Source organism: Citrobacter telavivensis (assembly GCA_009363175.1).
Lineage (GTDB): Bacteria > Pseudomonadota > Gammaproteobacteria > Enterobacterales > Enterobacteriaceae > Citrobacter_A > Citrobacter_A telavivensis.
Map to the genome: position 1 here is coordinate 2,927,385 of CP045205.1, position 15,294 is coordinate 2,942,678.

General features: G+C 53.0%; 15 protein-coding genes and 2 pseudogenes. 9 read left to right on the plus strand and 8 right to left on the minus strand.

All coding sequences use genetic code 11. From position 1 onward, the window contains the following. Window positions 1-65: 65 nt before the first annotated feature. Genes oppB through GBC03_16325 form a run of 5 tightly spaced genes read left to right on the plus strand, consistent with a single transcriptional unit; the run spans window position 66 to window position 4,819 of the window. Window positions 66-986, plus strand: a complete 921-nt coding sequence (oppB, locus tag GBC03_16305) for an oligopeptide ABC transporter permease OppB (GenBank protein QFS71652.1) — start codon at window positions 66-68, stop codon at window positions 984-986. 14 nt (window positions 987-1,000) lie between these two features. Next, a complete protein-coding gene (gene oppC, locus GBC03_16310) occupies window positions 1,001-1,909 on the plus strand; it encodes an oligopeptide ABC transporter permease OppC (GenBank protein ID QFS71653.1) in 909 nt (302 codons plus the stop codon). 11 nt (window positions 1,910-1,920) lie between these two features. Continuing rightward, a complete protein-coding gene (gene oppD / locus GBC03_16315; GenBank protein ID QFS71654.1) occupies window positions 1,921-2,934 on the plus strand; it encodes a murein tripeptide/oligopeptide ABC transporter ATP binding protein OppD in 1,014 nt (337 codons plus the stop codon). Then, window positions 2,931-3,935 carry a murein tripeptide/oligopeptide ABC transporter ATP binding protein OppF gene (gene oppF / locus GBC03_16320; protein ID QFS71655.1) on the plus strand — a complete coding sequence of 335 codons (1,005 nt, stop codon included), beginning with the start codon at window positions 2,931-2,933 and terminating at the stop codon, window positions 3,933-3,935. The genes oppD and oppF overlap by 4 nt, the downstream gene beginning before the upstream one ends. 47 nt (window positions 3,936-3,982) lie before the next feature. Beyond that, complete coding sequence (locus tag GBC03_16325; protein ID QFS71656.1) at window positions 3,983-4,819, plus strand: transporter; 837 nt, start codon at window positions 3,983-3,985, stop codon at window positions 4,817-4,819. A 47-nt stretch (window positions 4,820-4,866) separates the two neighbouring features. Here the strand turns inward: GBC03_16325 and GBC03_16330 are convergent, their stop codons facing one another. Next, window positions 4,867-5,196, minus strand: coding sequence for a DUF440 family protein (locus GBC03_16330; GenBank protein ID QFS71657.1), 330 nt, complete (start codon window positions 5,194-5,196; stop codon window positions 4,867-4,869). Window positions 5,197-5,230: 34 nt separating this feature from the next. After that, on the minus strand, window positions 5,231-6,691 hold the full coding sequence (gene cls, locus GBC03_16335; GenBank protein ID QFS71658.1) for a cardiolipin synthase: 1,461 nt from the start codon (window positions 6,689-6,691) through the stop codon (window positions 5,231-5,233). 141 nt (window positions 6,692-6,832) lie between these two features. Between cls and GBC03_16340 the strand changes: the two genes are divergently transcribed. Next, complete coding sequence (locus tag GBC03_16340) at window positions 6,833-7,006, plus strand: YciY family protein (GenBank protein ID QFS71659.1); 174 nt, start codon at window positions 6,833-6,835, stop codon at window positions 7,004-7,006. Between the two features lie 41 nt (window positions 7,007-7,047). Here GBC03_16340 and GBC03_16345 read toward each other — a convergent pair whose 3' ends face one another. Beyond that, window positions 7,048-7,344, minus strand: a complete 297-nt coding sequence (locus GBC03_16345; GenBank protein QFS71660.1) for a YciI family protein — start codon at window positions 7,342-7,344, stop codon at window positions 7,048-7,050. Between the two features lie 212 nt (window positions 7,345-7,556). Here GBC03_16345 and tonB point away from each other — a divergent pair, with 212 nt between their 5' ends. After that, window positions 7,557-8,267 (plus strand): TonB system transport protein TonB, encoded by a 711-nt coding sequence (gene tonB, locus GBC03_16350; protein ID QFS74032.1) that lies wholly within the window; start codon window positions 7,557-7,559, stop codon window positions 8,265-8,267. A 49-nt stretch (window positions 8,268-8,316) separates the two neighbouring features. On the opposite strand, the gene yciA is transcribed toward tonB, so the two are convergent. From yciA to GBC03_16375, 5 genes and pseudogenes are all read right to left on the minus strand, one after another. Further along, the gene (yciA, locus tag GBC03_16355) at window positions 8,317-8,715 is read right to left on the minus strand and encodes an acyl-CoA thioester hydrolase YciA (GenBank protein ID QFS71661.1); all 399 of its coding nucleotides are present in this window, start codon (window positions 8,713-8,715) and stop codon (window positions 8,317-8,319) included. A 99-nt stretch (window positions 8,716-8,814) separates the two neighbouring features. Continuing rightward, the gene (locus GBC03_16360; GenBank protein QFS71662.1) at window positions 8,815-11,001 is read right to left on the minus strand and encodes a TonB-dependent siderophore receptor; all 2,187 of its coding nucleotides are present in this window, start codon (window positions 10,999-11,001) and stop codon (window positions 8,815-8,817) included. Between the two features lie 176 nt (window positions 11,002-11,177). Then, entirely contained in the window at window positions 11,178-11,717 is a 540-nt protein-coding gene (locus tag GBC03_16365; protein QFS71663.1) for a septation protein A, read from the minus strand. Between the two features lie 55 nt (window positions 11,718-11,772). Then, window positions 11,773-12,516: a UPF0259 family protein gene (locus tag GBC03_16370; protein QFS71664.1), complete on the minus strand. Its 744-nt coding sequence runs from the start codon at window positions 12,514-12,516 to the stop codon at window positions 11,773-11,775. A 28-nt stretch (window positions 12,517-12,544) separates the two neighbouring features. After that, window positions 12,545-12,622 (minus strand): annotated as a pseudogene (locus GBC03_16375) (YkgJ family cysteine cluster protein). 252 nt (window positions 12,623-12,874) lie between these two features. Here GBC03_16375 and ompW point away from each other — a divergent pair. Continuing rightward, window positions 12,875-13,528, plus strand: a complete 654-nt coding sequence (ompW, locus tag GBC03_16380; protein ID QFS71665.1) for an outer membrane protein OmpW — start codon at window positions 12,875-12,877, stop codon at window positions 13,526-13,528. A 271-nt stretch (window positions 13,529-13,799) separates the two neighbouring features. Beyond that, window positions 13,800-15,266 (plus strand): annotated as a pseudogene (locus tag GBC03_16385) (diguanylate cyclase). The last annotated feature ends 28 nt before the right edge of the window (window positions 15,267-15,294 follow it).

Below are 15,294 nucleotides of genomic sequence, written 5' to 3' on the forward strand. Positions count from 1 at the left end.
TCAACACTCCTCATCAGTGGTTCTGCGTGAAGGGGTGTAAAGGCACTCGCCAGAAGGTACGGGCAATGTTGAAATTTATTCTACGCCGCTGTCTGGAAGCAATTCCGACACTGTTTATTCTTATTACCATTTCGTTCTTTATGATGCGCCTTGCGCCGGGAAGTCCTTTCACCGGTGAACGCGCGCTGCCAGCGGAAGTCCTGGCGAATATTGAAGCGAAATACCATCTGAACGATCCCATCATGACCCAGTATTTCAGTTACCTGAAGCAGCTGGCGCACGGTGATTTCGGCCCTTCTTTTAAATACAAAGATTATACGGTTAACGATCTGGTCGCCTCGAGCTTCCCGGTTTCCGCGAAGCTGGGCCTTGCGGCCTTTCTTCTGGCCGTGATCCTCGGGGTGAGCGCCGGCGTGATTGCCGCGTTGAAGCAAAACACGCGATGGGACTATGCGGTCATGGGGGTGGCCATGACCGGGGTGGTGATACCGAGCTTTGTGGTCGCACCGCTGCTGGTCATGATATTTGCGATCACCCTCAAGTGGCTGCCGGGCGGCGGCTGGAACGGTGGGGCGTTGAAATTTATGATCCTGCCGATGGTGGCGCTCTCGCTGGCCTATATTGCCAGTATTGCGCGTATCACCCGTGGCTCGATGATTGAAGTGCTGCACTCGAATTTCATCCGCACCGCGCGAGCCAAAGGGCTGCCGATGCGTCGCATCATTTTTCGCCATGCATTGAAACCCGCGCTGCTCCCGGTGCTTTCGTATATGGGACCAGCGTTTGTCGGGATTATCACCGGTTCGATGGTCATTGAAACAATTTATGGTTTGCCGGGTATCGGTCAGCTGTTTGTTAACGGCGCGCTGAACCGCGATTACTCGCTGGTTCTCAGCCTGACGATCCTCGTGGGGGCATTAACCATTGTCTTTAATGCGATAGTTGACGTGCTGTACGCCGTCATCGACCCGAAAATTCGTTACTGATACTGGAGCTCGCGATGATGTTAAGTAAGAAAAACAGCGACGCGCTGGAGAATTTCAGTGAGAAGCTGGAGGTCGAAGGACGCAGCCTGTGGCAGGATGCACGCCGTCGTTTCATGCATAACCGCGCCGCGGTCGCCAGTCTGATTGTGCTGGTATTGATCGCGCTGTTTGTGACGCTGGCACCCATGCTGTCGCAGTTCACCTACTTCGATACCGACTGGGGAATGATGTCCAGCGCGCCAGATACCGAATCAGGCCACTATTTCGGTACCGACTCCTCTGGACGTGACCTGCTGGTGCGCGTGGCGATTGGCGGGCGGATCTCGCTGATGGTCGGCATCGCCGCCGCGCTGGTAGCCGTGGTGGTGGGCACGCTGTACGGCTCGCTTTCTGGCTATCTGGGCGGAAAAATCGACTCCGTGATGATGCGTCTGCTGGAAATCCTCAACTCCTTCCCGTTTATGTTCTTCGTTATTCTGCTGGTCACCTTCTTCGGACAAAACATTCTGCTGATTTTTGTGGCGATCGGAATGGTCTCCTGGCTGGATATGGCGCGTATTGTGCGTGGGCAGACCCTGAGCCTGAAGCGCAAAGAGTTTATCGAGGCCGCGCAGGTGGGCGGCGTGTCGACCGGCAATATCGTACTGCGTCATATTGTGCCTAACGTGCTGGGCGTGGTGGTGGTGTATGCCTCTTTGCTGGTGCCAAGCATGATCCTGTTTGAATCCTTCCTCAGCTTCCTGGGACTGGGAACGCAGGAGCCGTTGAGCAGTTGGGGCGCATTACTGAGTGATGGCGCCAACTCGATGGAAGTGTCGCCATGGCTACTGCTGTTCCCGGCAGGCTTCCTGGTGGTGACGTTGTTCTGTTTTAACTTTATTGGCGATGGCCTGCGTGATGCCCTCGACCCGAAAGACCGTTAAGGAGTGCAGCCATGAGCGTAATTGAAACTGCAAGCGTGCCGTTCACGCAGCAAAGGGCTAACGCACTGCTGGACGTAAAAGATCTCCGCGTGACGTTCAGCACTCCGGACGGTGATGTCACCGCAGTGAATGATTTGAACTTTACGCTGCGCGCCGGAGAAACCCTCGGTATCGTGGGGGAGTCCGGTTCAGGCAAATCGCAGACCGCGTTTGCGCTGATGGGGCTGCTGGCCGCCAATGGCCGGATTGGCGGTTCGGCGACCTTCAGCGGACGCGAGATCCTCAATCTGCCGGAGCGTGAACTGAATAAACTGCGCGCCGAACAGATCTCGATGATTTTCCAGGACCCGATGACCTCGCTGAACCCTTACATGCGCGTCGGAGAGCAACTGATGGAAGTGCTGATGCTGCATAAAAGCATGAGCAAAGCGGAGGCGTTTGACGAGTCGGTCAGAATGCTGGACGCGGTCAAAATGCCGGAAGCGCGTAAGCGGATGAAGATGTTCCCGCATGAATTTTCCGGTGGTATGCGCCAGCGCGTGATGATCGCAATGGCGCTGCTGTGCAGGCCGAAGTTACTGATTGCCGACGAACCGACGACCGCGCTGGACGTCACCGTACAGGCGCAAATCATGACGCTTCTGAATGAACTGAAGCGTGAATTTAACACCGCAATCATCATGATTACCCACGATCTTGGGGTTGTGGCCGGTATCTGCGACAAAGTACTGGTGATGTATGCCGGTCGGACTATGGAATACGGTAATGCCCGCGATGTCTTTTATCAGCCCGTTCATCCGTATTCGATTGGCCTGCTGAACGCAGTGCCGCGTCTGGATGGTGAAGGCGAAGAGATGCTGACTATTCCGGGAAACCCGCCCAACTTACTGCGTCTGCCGAAAGGCTGTCCGTTTCAGCCGCGTTGCCCTCATGCGATGGAGATTTGCAGCACCGCGCCGCCGCTGGAAGAGTTCAGTCCAGGACGTCTGCGCGCCTGCTTTAAACCGGTGGAGGATCTGGCATGAACGCTGTTGATGAAAAACGTAAAGTCCTCCTGGAAATCGCCGATCTGAAGGTGCATTTCGACATTAAAGATGGCAAGCAGTGGTTCTGGCAGCCCTCGAAAACCCTGAAGGCAGTCGATGGCGTGACGCTGCGGCTGTATGAAGGGGAGACGCTGGGTGTCGTTGGTGAATCTGGCTGTGGGAAATCGACCTTTGCCCGGGCCATTATCGGACTGGTAAAAGCAACCGAAGGGCGGGTGGCATGGTTAGGTAAAGACCTGCCGGGAATGAAACCCGATGAATGGCGCGACGTGCGCAGCGATATTCAGATGATTTTCCAGGATCCGCTGGCGTCGCTGAATCCGCGCATGACCATTGGTGAAATCATTGCTGAACCGCTGCGGACCTATCATCCGAAGCTGTCGCGTCAGGATGTGCGCGATCGGGTAAAAGCGATGATGATGAAGGTGGGTTTGCTGCCAAACCTGATCAACCGCTACCCGCATGAGTTTTCGGGCGGACAGTGCCAGCGTATCGGGATTGCCCGGGCGTTGATTCTGGAGCCGAAGCTGATCATCTGTGATGAGCCGGTTTCCGCACTGGACGTGTCGATTCAGGCGCAGGTCGTCAATCTGCTGCAGCAGCTTCAGCGGGAGATGGGACTGTCGCTGATCTTCATTGCCCATGACCTGGCGGTCGTAAAACATATCTCCGACCGCGTGCTGGTGATGTATCTGGGCCATGCCGTGGAGCTGGGAACCTATGATGAGGTTTACCACAACCCGCTGCACCCCTACACCAAAGCGCTGATGTCGGCAGTGCCGATTCCCGATCCCGATCTGGAAAAGAACAAGACGATTCAGTTACTGGAAGGGGAATTGCCGTCACCGATTAACCCGCCGTCAGGCTGCGTATTCCGCACCCGTTGTCCCATTGCCGGGCCCGAGTGTGCGAAAACGCGCCCGGTACTGGAAGGTAGTTTCCGGCATGCCGTATCCTGCCTTAAGGTAGACCCGTTATAATTGCAAGGGCTGACAAACTGTCAGCCCTTCTTTTTACTGAGGTTATCGTGTCGTTTTCATTGTCATCACTTCGCGGGCGGGTTTATCACCGTTTGTTCGACCTGAATACCCGTTCAGGCCGACGGGTTGAGGGATTATGTGCACTGTTCGCGCTACTCAGCGTGCTGATTATTTTTATTGAGTCGGGCATTGGCACGCAATATCACCTGACATTTGATGAGTGGCATATTTTCGTCTGGCTCGAACTCTTCGTCACGCTGGTTTTTACGCTGGAATATTTTCTGCGTTTAGTGAGCTGGCCGAATCCGGCGAAATATGTCTTCAGCTTCTGGGGCCTGATTGATTTAGCCACCATTCTGCCCTTGTATGTGATGTGGCTGTGGCCGGAAATCAGCCTTAATTACGTTTTTGCCTGGCGGGCGATGCGGGCCATTCGTATTTTGCGGATCCTGAAGTTACTGCGCTTTATGCCTTCGCTACGGGTGTTCTGGCAGGCGATTCTGAGCGCCAGACATCAGCTGATTCTGTTTTATTCGTTTATCGGCATTGTGATGATTATTTTCGGCACGCTGATGTATCTCATCGAAGGGCCGGAATATGGATTTACCACGCTGAATGCGTCGGTCTACTGGGCGATTGTTACGGTTACGACAGTCGGGTACGGCGATATTACGCCTCACACCCCGTTGGGGCGAGTCGTGGCGTCAGCACTGATTCTGATTGGCTACTCGGTGATTGCGATCCCCACCGGATTGATCACCACCCATATGAGCATCGCGTTTCAAAAGCGAAGTCAGCAGCGGAAATGCCCGCAGTGTCAGCAAAGCCAGCACGAACATAGCGCGAAGTTTTGTAACCATTGCGGTAGTAAACTACCGGACTAAATAAAAAGAGCCGCGCTGGCGGCTCTTCTCTTCATCATTATTACTCATTACTCGCGCCAGAGAATATGGCAGAGCTTGTGATCTTTTTCGCGACACAGCAGTACGCGAGCAAAAATATCGTTGATCTCGCCATCTTCGCTGTCCGCCAGACCAATCACCACTTCGGCAAAGAAGTCAGGGTTCAGGTCGTAATCAACATGCTCCTGCCAGTCTTCTGACGGGTCAAATAACTCCGCGCCGCCGCGTTCCTCAAACTGCAGGTTGAACAAAATAATGTCCGCCGGATCGAGGTTGTCGGCCGCCAGTTCGAGAAAAATATCGTAAGCCTGCTCAAGCGTTTCGTCTTCAGTCAGGCGATTGTTCAGATCCATATCCATAATGACTACCTGTTTACCGTCTCTTGGGCACGTTTTACAGCAACGGGCTGAAGAAGTAAAACAGTCGCTCGGTGATCCGCTGCCAGAGTGGCCGTTTTACCCACAAACTCGCGTCCAGCAGCCGGGAACGGGAGATGTAATCGTCCTGCACGGCAGCCAGATCGCCGCCGAATCCGACGTCATCAATGACCAGTGTGATCTCAAAGTTAAGCCACAGGCTGCGCATGTCGAGGTTCACGGTCCCGACCAGACTGAGTTCACCATCGACCAGTACGCTCTTGGTATGCAGCAGACCGCCTTCAAACTGATAGATTTTCACTCCTGCCGCCAGCAGTTCGGTAAAGAAGGCGCGGCTGGCCCAGCCGACCAACAGCGAATCATTCTTGCGCGGCAGAATAATGCTGACGTCCACCCCGCGCTGCGCCGCCGTACAGATGGCGTGCAGTAAATCGTCGCTCGGCACGAAATAGGGGGTGGTCATGATCAAATATTCACGCGCCGAATAGGCCGCAGTCAGTAGCGCCTGGTGTATCAGATCTTCCGGAAAGCCTGGGCCAGACGCGATGGTATGAATGGTGTGTCCGCTGGCCTCTTCGAACGGCATGATGTTGACGTCCGGCGGCGGAGGCAGGATCCGTTTGCCGGTTTCAATCTCCCAGTCGCAGGAATAGACGATGCCCATCGCGGTGGCGACCGGACCTTCCATTCGCGCCATCAGATCCACCCATTGACCCACTCCCGCATCCTGTTTGAAAAAGCGCGGGTCAACCATATTCATGCTGCCGGTATAGGCAATATAGTTGTCGATCATTACCATTTTACGGTGTTGACGCAGGTCCATACGGCGCAGGAACACACGGAACAGATTGACCTTCAGCGCCTCAACCACTTCGATACCGGCGTTGCGCATCATTGCTGCCCAGGGACTGCGGAAGAAGGCGACGCTGCCGGCAGAGTCGAGCATCAAGCGGCAATGGATCCCGCGTCGTGCGGCAGCCATCAGAGATTCCGCAACCTGATCCGCCATGCCGCCGGGTTGCCAGATATAGAACACCATCTCGATGTTATGTCGCGCGAGCTGGATATCGCGGATTAGCGCCTGCATCACATCATCAGAATCGGTGAGCAACTGAAGTTGGTTGCCCTTGACGCCAGCGATGCCCTGGCGGCGCTCACAGAGTTTGAACAGCGAAGCGGCAACGCTGCTGTTCTCCTCGGCAAAGATGTGTTTGCAGGCTTTGAGATCGTTCAGCCACTTCGCGGTGGACGGCCACATTGCGCGGGCGCGCTCGGCCCGGCGTTTGCCTAAATGGAGTTCCCCGAAGGATAAATAAGCAATAATTCCGACCAACGGCAGAATGTAAATGATCAACAGCCAGGCCATCGCGGAGGGAACCGCACGGCGTTTCATTAAAATACGTAATGTTACACAGGCAATGAGCACCCAGTAGCCCAGAATGACCAGCCAACTCACCACCGTGTAGAAGGTTGTCATAGATTAAAAATCCTTTTGAAAGCGTATTGTTATGAGTTTACGCGTCATGATTAATCTGGCAAATAAAAACACGGCAAAAGCGCTAGCCTGCCTGTCTGCGGGGGGTATAATGCCAATTCTAGCACTGTAAGAGTAGGTATCATGAAGCGGAGTAGAACGGAAGTGGGGCGCTGGCGGATGCTGCGTCAGGCCAGTCGCCGTAAAGCGCGTTGGCTTGAGGGGCAGTCGCGTCGGAATATGCGCATCCACTCAATCAGAAAGTGTGTCCTGAATCAGCAGCGTAATTCGCTGTTGTTTGCGATCCACAACCTCTGAGTGAACAGGGCACCGCATGCGGTGCCCAATGAACACGTCTTTCAGAACGTCTTCTTGAAGGGTTTCACCGAAACCTGCGCGTAAACCCCGGCGGCGACATAGGGGTCGGCCTCCGCCCAGGATTTCGCCTCTTCCAGTGAGTCAAATTCAGCAATAACCGTGGAGCCGGTAAAACCTGCCGCACCCGGATCGTTGCTATCGACAGCAGGCATTGGGCCCGCGGTCAGGAGACGTCCTTCGTCGTGGAGCAACTGCAGTCGCGCCAGATGAGCGGGGCGGACGGAAAGACGCTTTTCAAGTGAGTTTTGATTATCTTGCGCGTAGATGACATAAAGCACGGATAGGGCTCCTTGGTCGGTAAAAGTGCTAAATACGTTATTTGAAAGGTCTCTTTACTGCAACGCAAAGATGACAACCTTGTTAAGGCCGTGCAGTTGTCAGGGAATTGACAGGATAAAAATGGCGCTTATGTCGATGGCTTATTGAATATGATTGCTATTTGCATTTAAAATCGAGGCCTGGTTTTTCAACTGAAACGATTATGACTTCAATGACCCTTGATTTACCTCGTCGCTTTCCCTGGCCGACGTTACTTTCCGTTGGCATTCATGGCGCTTTAGTGGCGGGACTCTTGTATACCTCAGTACATCAGGTTATTGAACTGCCAGCCCCTGCGCAGCCTATCTCCGTAACGATGGTTTCGCCAGCCGACCTGGAACCGCCACAGGCGGTTCAGCCGCCGCCGGAACCGGTGGTCGAGCCTGAACCTGAGCCGATTCCCGAACCGCCTAAAGAGGCTCCGGTTATTATCGAGAAGCCGAAGCCTAAACCTAAGCCAAAACCGAAGCCGGTGAAAAAGGTGCAGGAGCAGCCGAAGCGTGATGTTAAACCTGCCGAGCCGCGCCAGACGTCACCGTTTGAGAATACCGCGCCTGCGCGTCCGACGACCAGTACCGCACCGGCGACCAGCAAGCCGACGGTGAGCGTTCCGGCAGGTCCGCGTGCGTTGACGCGCAATCAGCCGCAGTATCCGGCGCGAGCCCAGGCATTGCGCATTGAGGGGCGGGTAAAAGTGAAATTTGACGTCACGTCTGACGGTCGGGTAGATAACGTACAAATCGTGTCAGCGCAACCGGCCAACATGTTTGAACGTGAAGTGAAAAATGCGATGCGCAGATGGCGCTATGAGGCCGGAAAACCGGGCTCAGGGTTGGTCGTGAATATTGTCTTCCGCCTGAACGGCACCACGCAAATCGAGTGATTGTGACGCAGGAAAAAAAGAAGCCTCCAGAGCGGAGGCTTTTTTGTGCTTATTGCGCCGGAAGCGGGCGGGGTTTACCGTCCGGATCCACCGCGACGTAGATGAACAACGCTTCTGTCGCTTTGTAGCGCTGGCCAATCGGCTCAGACGCCACTTTCTTCACCCAGACTTCAATATTGATACTGACGGAAGTGGTCCCACGCTTCACGCAGCGGGCATAGCAGCACACGACGTCGCCGACTGCGACCGGGCGCAGAAAGCTCATTCCTTCCACGCGGACGGTCACCACGCGACCATGGGCAATCTCCTTGGCCTGAATGGCACCGCCAATATCCATCTGCGACATCAGCCAGCCGCCAAAAATATCACCGTTCGCATTGGTATCGGCAGGCATAGCCAGTGTGCGTAAAACCAGTTCGCCCTGTGGGGCGTGAGTTGTTGTTGTCATTGTAAAACCGACTGTAGAAAGAAATTTCAGGCGCGATGCTACTATGATTTTAGCACGGAGAACAGAGGGGAAACGCCCGCGAGGCGGGCGTTTGAGAGATTAGAATGACATCGTCACGCCTGCATAGTAAGCGCGCCCGGGTTCGTTATACGTGGAGGCTCCGTCGTTTTCACGATAGATTTGCTTGTCGAACAGGTTACTGATCCCGGCGTTCAGACGCAGGTTTTTCGTCATCTGGTAGTTGGCACCGAGACCAACAATCGCATAAGCGCCAATCTCTTTATCCGACATGGCACCCGTTTCGTTACGCGTTTCAGCGTACTCGCGTGGTTTTTGTCGACCATACTGCGTCCACTGTAACTGGGTGGACAACTTATCATTCACCTGCCAGTCGAGCAGGGTATTGATGGTGTATTTGGGGATCACAGAGAGCGGGTTACCGGTGTCCTTGTTCTCGGATTTGATCATATACGTCGCGTTGGTGCGCCAGTTTAACGTCTCCGGTACCAGCGGAATCACCACGTTGCCTTCCAGGCCTTCAACAATCGCTTTGCCGCCATTTTCCCATTGCAGGATATTATTCCCGTTGGAAGCGTAACCGATAATATCGGTCCCGGAGACGATCTTGTTTTTATAATCGTTACGGAACCAGGTGATTCCCGCATCCCAGCCTGAGTAAGTAAATTCAAGGCCGATTTCTTTGTTGATACTGATTTCCGGGTCCAGATCCGGATTACCCAGCAGATAACAGCTGCCAGTGGCGATATTATTCGGGCAACCGTTGCCGCGCGTGGAGAGCAAATATCCCTCGCTGGATTGGTACAGGTTTGGCGCTTTAAAGACGCGCGCAATCCCGGCTTTCAGTTTGAACAGATTGCCCAGTTCCTGCGACATATTCAGACTGGGGCTCCAGTTGCTGCCAAATTCGTCGTGATAGTCAAAACGGATCCCCGGAATAATATCTGTGCCCGGCCGCGCTTCGATATTATCTTCAAGATAGATACCGGTAAGCGTGGCGCTATTTTTGGTGCTGCGGCTGGACGCGTCACCGGAGACATTGCCAATCTGCACACCGGATGCGCTGGTAGCCTGCATCGATGCCGGGTCGTTAAGTTCATCACGGTTCCATTCCGCACCCAGCGTCAGGGTTTGATCAACCAGCCAGAAAAGCGGGATGTTGAGTTCTCCGGAAGAACGATAAGATTCCAGGCGGCTGGTGGCGTATTCAGTGTTATTGATCATCCCTTCCACTCTACCGGTCGAGCCTTCCTGCATCCGGGTATTGTTGGTTTTTTCGTAATACACGCCAAATTTAGACTGTCCCCAGTCCCAGATGCCGTTATGCGTCAGCCCCCATGACTGGCGATACATCCGGTTGGTTTCGTCACCATAGAGCGAACTGACTAACCCGTCAGGACTGACGTTGCTGTTGCTGTACTGCGTATCTCCGGCATAGATATTGCCCTGACGGCTGTAGCTGTAGTCAAAATCAACAATTTGCTGTGGCGTCAGTTTCCAGGAGAGCAGGGCGTTGATGTCTTTATTGCGCACCCCTTCACGTCCTGCGGCATAGGATCCATTTTGCTGGGTATTAATATCCGCCGCATCGGCATCGGTTTTATTGATATTGCCGTACAGGCGCATGGTGAGAATGTCATCAATGAGCGGGCCGCTCAGATTGAAGTTCGCACGTTTGGTGGCGCCTTCTTTGCTGTTCTCAGGCTGATTGGTATAAAGAGACAGCGAGCCATGCCAGTCGTTCGTCGGCTGTTTGGTGATGATATTTACCACGCCGCCTGCCGCACCAGAACCGTAACGCGCCGCCGCCGGGCCGCGCAGGACTTCAATACGTTCGACCATCTCCGCAGGTACCCAGTTCGTGTCGCCACGCGTATCGCGCTCGCCGCGCCAGCTATAGCGTACGGAATTGCGTGAAGTGACCGGTACGCCGTCAATCAGGATCAGCGTGTTTTCCGGCCCCATGCCGCGAATGTCAATCTGACGATTATTGCCCCGGCTCCCGCTGGCGCTGTTGCCTGTCAGGTTCACGCCTGGCATGGTGCGAATGATATCGGAGAGATCGTTGACCGGCGGGGATTTTTCAATGTCTTTGGCGGTGATGATAGAAACACCGGGTTGTTGTTTGAGGGCTTCTTCGGCGGTGGCCTGGACGACCATCGTTTCGCCGTCGTTCATGACTTCGTCTGCAGCGAATGCATTTCCGCTTAATGCTGTGGCAATCAAAAGCGCCAGAGGGCGCGGCGAGATTTTTGTTATCGTATTCATCAACTGACATCCATATTGTTAAAAATGCGATAAGGAATATCAATGATAACCATTCTCATTACAATATTGTGAAGGCAATCTCCATAATATCTTCATGATTCATGCAATTTAGGGTAGGTACGGCAGGGAATGTGCAGAAAGCAAAACCAGGCCCGAAGGCCTGGTCTGATGGACGTTTACGATTTGTCTTCTTGCGGGAGATGACGATAGATATAGACGCCGCTCAGCAGGGTAAAGATCAGCGTCAGTGCAGTGAGGCCGAACACTTTAAAGTTCACCCAGATATTTTGCGGCAGCCAGAATGCAATGTAGATATTGGCAAGTCCACACAGGATAAAGAAGATAGCCCACGCGAGGTTGAGCTTCGACCAGACCGGTTGCGGAAGCGTCAGTTCTTTACCCAGCATGCGCTGGATCAGCGGTTTTTTCATGATCCACTGGCTTACCAGTAACGCACCCGCAAACAGGCCGTAAATTACGGTCACCTTCCATTTAATAAATTCATCGTTATGGAAGAAGATAGTCAGACCACCGAACACGGCAACCAGCACAAAGGTGATCAGCGCCATTTTCTCAACTTTACGATAGCGAACCCAACTGTAGATGAGCACGATCGCCGTTGCGACAATGAGCGCCGAGGTGGCCGCATAGATGTCATACACTTTGTAAAAGACAAAGAAGACAACCAGCGGTAAAAAATCAAGAAACTGCTTCATTCTTCGATTCCGTAATCAAAGGCGTCGGGCATTTCTGCCGGCGACGCAGACAGGGTTATTGGCGAATCAACATATACAGACGAAACAGGTAGATGAGCAATACGGCGGAGATCAGATTGCTCAACGTATTCGCGATAACGGCGCCAACGTTAGGGTCAAATGCAGCAAAGCTGGAGGCAAACAGCAGCAACAGCGTTTTTGCCAGCAGCCAGCCCATGACCGCCGGGGCGACCAGTCGCATATTAGACCACGCCAGACGCATACTGTTGCGCATCGCGGTGAATATACCCATTTTATCCTGCACCAGCATGATTGGGGCAAGCGCCAGCAGAATAGCCAACAGGATGCCGGGCACCACCACCAGCATAATCCCGAGTTGTACCAGCAAGGTCGTCAGCAAAATCAGGATGAACAGGCGCGGCAGAATCGGCGCACTGGCACCGATAGCACGCAGGGCACTGACGCGATGACCCGCTGAAATCAACTGAATCATCAGCAGTACGCCACCGGCCATCACGGTATTACCGATCAGTCCTGAAAACGTGGAGGCCGCAGAGGCGCGCAACAGGATCTGCTGCTGTTCCGGCGTCATGTTTTGCACCAGTTCGAACAAGCCCACGCTTCCCGCAAGATTATCCCCTTCACTCAACTGTGCAATCTGCGCATCGCTGGGTGAGAAGGCATGCCCTAATACCACCGTGATGAGCGCGCACAGTAGCGAGATCAGGAGGATGGTTAAAAATTGATTACGGAAAAAATTCCCGGTGTCACGGTATACGGACTGCGCCGTGATAGACATGCACTCTCCTTGAGTTCTGCAGGTGTTGTTAAGCGTGCAATTGTACCCTGGATAACCGTGCAGTGGCAGCATCAAGGGGTGTATGGAAAAGCATATCTTTGTAAAGCCAGAGTAATTTGAACAACAAATCCACAACGTGATGACGTCGTTCCCGCAAAAAATAAGAAAATACTTTCAGATTGAAAATATTACAAAATTGATCTGAACAGGAATAACCAGGATTTTGAATGCTACTTCTAACTTAATCTGGATCAATAAATGTTAAATTATGCAGCCTAATGTGATCCAGGTTAGATCACTTATTACTCCAATGTAGGTATATTCGTGACGCATTTATAACCATAACGATGGAGCGGGTATGAAAAAGTTAACAGTGGCGGCATTGGCAGTAAGTACTCTTCTCTCTGGCAGCGTTTATGCGCATGAAGCTGGCGAGTTCTTCATTCGCGCCGGTTCGGCAACGGTAAGACCGACGGAAGGCGCGGACGGGACTTTAGGTCATTTAGGTGGCTTTAACGTCAGCAACAACACACAGTTGGGTCTGACATTCACTTACATGGCGACCGATAACATCGGTGTTGAACTGCTGGCGGCAACGCCATTCCGCCATAAGGTGGGTACGCAGGCGACCGGTGATATCGCCACCGTTCACCATCTGCCGCCAACCCTGATGGCGCAGTGGTATTTCGGCGACTCCAGCAGCAAACTGCGTCCGTATATTGGTGCTGGTGTTAACTACACCACATTCTTCGATACCAAATTTAATGACGACGGTCAGGATGCTGGGCTATCCGATCTCAGTCTGAAAGATTCATGGGGTGTGGCAGGCCAGGTAGGTCTCGATTACCTCATCAACCGTGACTGGCTGATTAACATGTCTGTTTGGTATATGGATATTGATACCGAAGCCAAATACAAATCTAACGGCGCGGTGCTGCCTGAAGGTCGATACAACGACAATATCCGCCTCGATCCGTGGGTGTTTATGTTCTCGGCGGGCTACCGTTTCTAAAAAAACGGTCACAACGGTTAAAAGCGGGCGCCTTCAGCCCGCTTTTTTTATGCACCGTGTACAGACCTGCTATCTTTTCTGATAGGCATGCATTGTAAGTATCGCATCATGAAATTAACGCCGTTTTTGCTGGAACAAAAAATCGCGACGCTTGAGCAACTGCCATGCAGGTTATCTGACAGAAGGGGATGATTAGCCGTTCTGACCTGTACTGCACAGGTAAAATCGAATACCGTAGTGATAACAGCGTGTTGATGCCCAGGGTGCCTTGGTGAAAATTGTGCAGGACAGTTTACGAAACAGACAGGCACTTATTATTTCAGCGTTGATCACGCTGCTTTTTACGTCGCTTTTCCTGTTCATTATCTATGAACAGCGACTGGCGGCGGTTAATGAAGGGATGAACCGCCTGCAAACGCGGATGCTCGATATCTTTAATGATAATGAAATGATCGCGGATGCCACCGGTGTGCGCTACCGGCAGATTAAAACCGCCGGCCAGTGCGGTGAGATGTCACAATTTACTCCCCGCGGGGAAGCCTGGGGTATTAACGCCGACAGCAAACGCATTCACTCCGCATCGTGAGCGATGGTGGCGCGTGAGCGGACCGTCAACGCGCTGTGCATGTTTGCCGCCGCTGAGTTTATTCGCAGCAGGGTGAATGCGCTCAATCCGGGTAATTTCGATGCTCATCGCTATATTATCGCCGATGATGCGAGCTATTTTTACTGGTTTACGCCTGCGGATGCTAAAGCGTTTGATTATCTCACGTCGAAGATGGCGCGAAATATTTCCAGCTTCTTTCTTCCTCCCGTCGATTTTTATACCCGTCTGCTCGAAAAGAGTGTCAAAACGAAAGCATTGAGCTCCACGGATTTTTATGACGATAAAATCACGGATGAGAAAGCCTTCAGCGTCGTGAGCTATATTTATGACCTCTCCGGCAATGAGATTTCCGACCATATCGTGGGCTATCTGGTTTACGACCATGCGAGGCCGGAGCTTCAGGAAGCATTACGCGATGCCTTTGATCGGCAGGTGCCGCACGGGTTGAACGTTTCGCTGGTGAATACCCTGAATCAGCAATCGCTTTGTCTGTCGGGGGACTGTCAGCGTCGCCCGGAAATCCGTTTTAAGGTGCTCTCTGAAAAGTATGTGATTCACTACGCCATCTCGCTCAGCGGGTTTGCGATGCATGACACCCAGGCGGGACTGCTGATCCTGATGGCTCCGTTCTTCTTTGTGCTGATCATGATGGGATTAAAATCCTGGCTGAATGAGAGCGATCTGAAAATCTACATCGACTCGTTGACGGGCTGCTTCAACCGTAAAATTCTCGACATCATCAAGCGGCGGGATCTCTCAAACAGTTCGGTGGTACTGGTTGATTGCAATAAATTCAAAGCGATTAACGATACCTGGGGGCATGTTGCTGGCGACAGAGCGCTACAGGTCATTGCCAACCGGATGTTGTCCAACACCCGTACCAGTGACGATCTGGTGATTCGTACCGGTGGGGATGAGTTTGTGATCGTGCTGTATCATGCGAAAACTGCCGATGCGGTCGCCATCGCAGAACGTATCGCCCGCCAAATCAATGAGTATCAGTTTATCGTGCAGGATAAGCAGGTACCGCTCTCCATTTCCTGGGGCGCAGCAGAAGTGACTGAGGGGATTGATGATGCCATTCAGTTTGCGGATGGCGAGATGTATAAAATGAAGCAGACCAAAGGATAAGACCGCCAGATGGTGTCTGGCGGTCCTG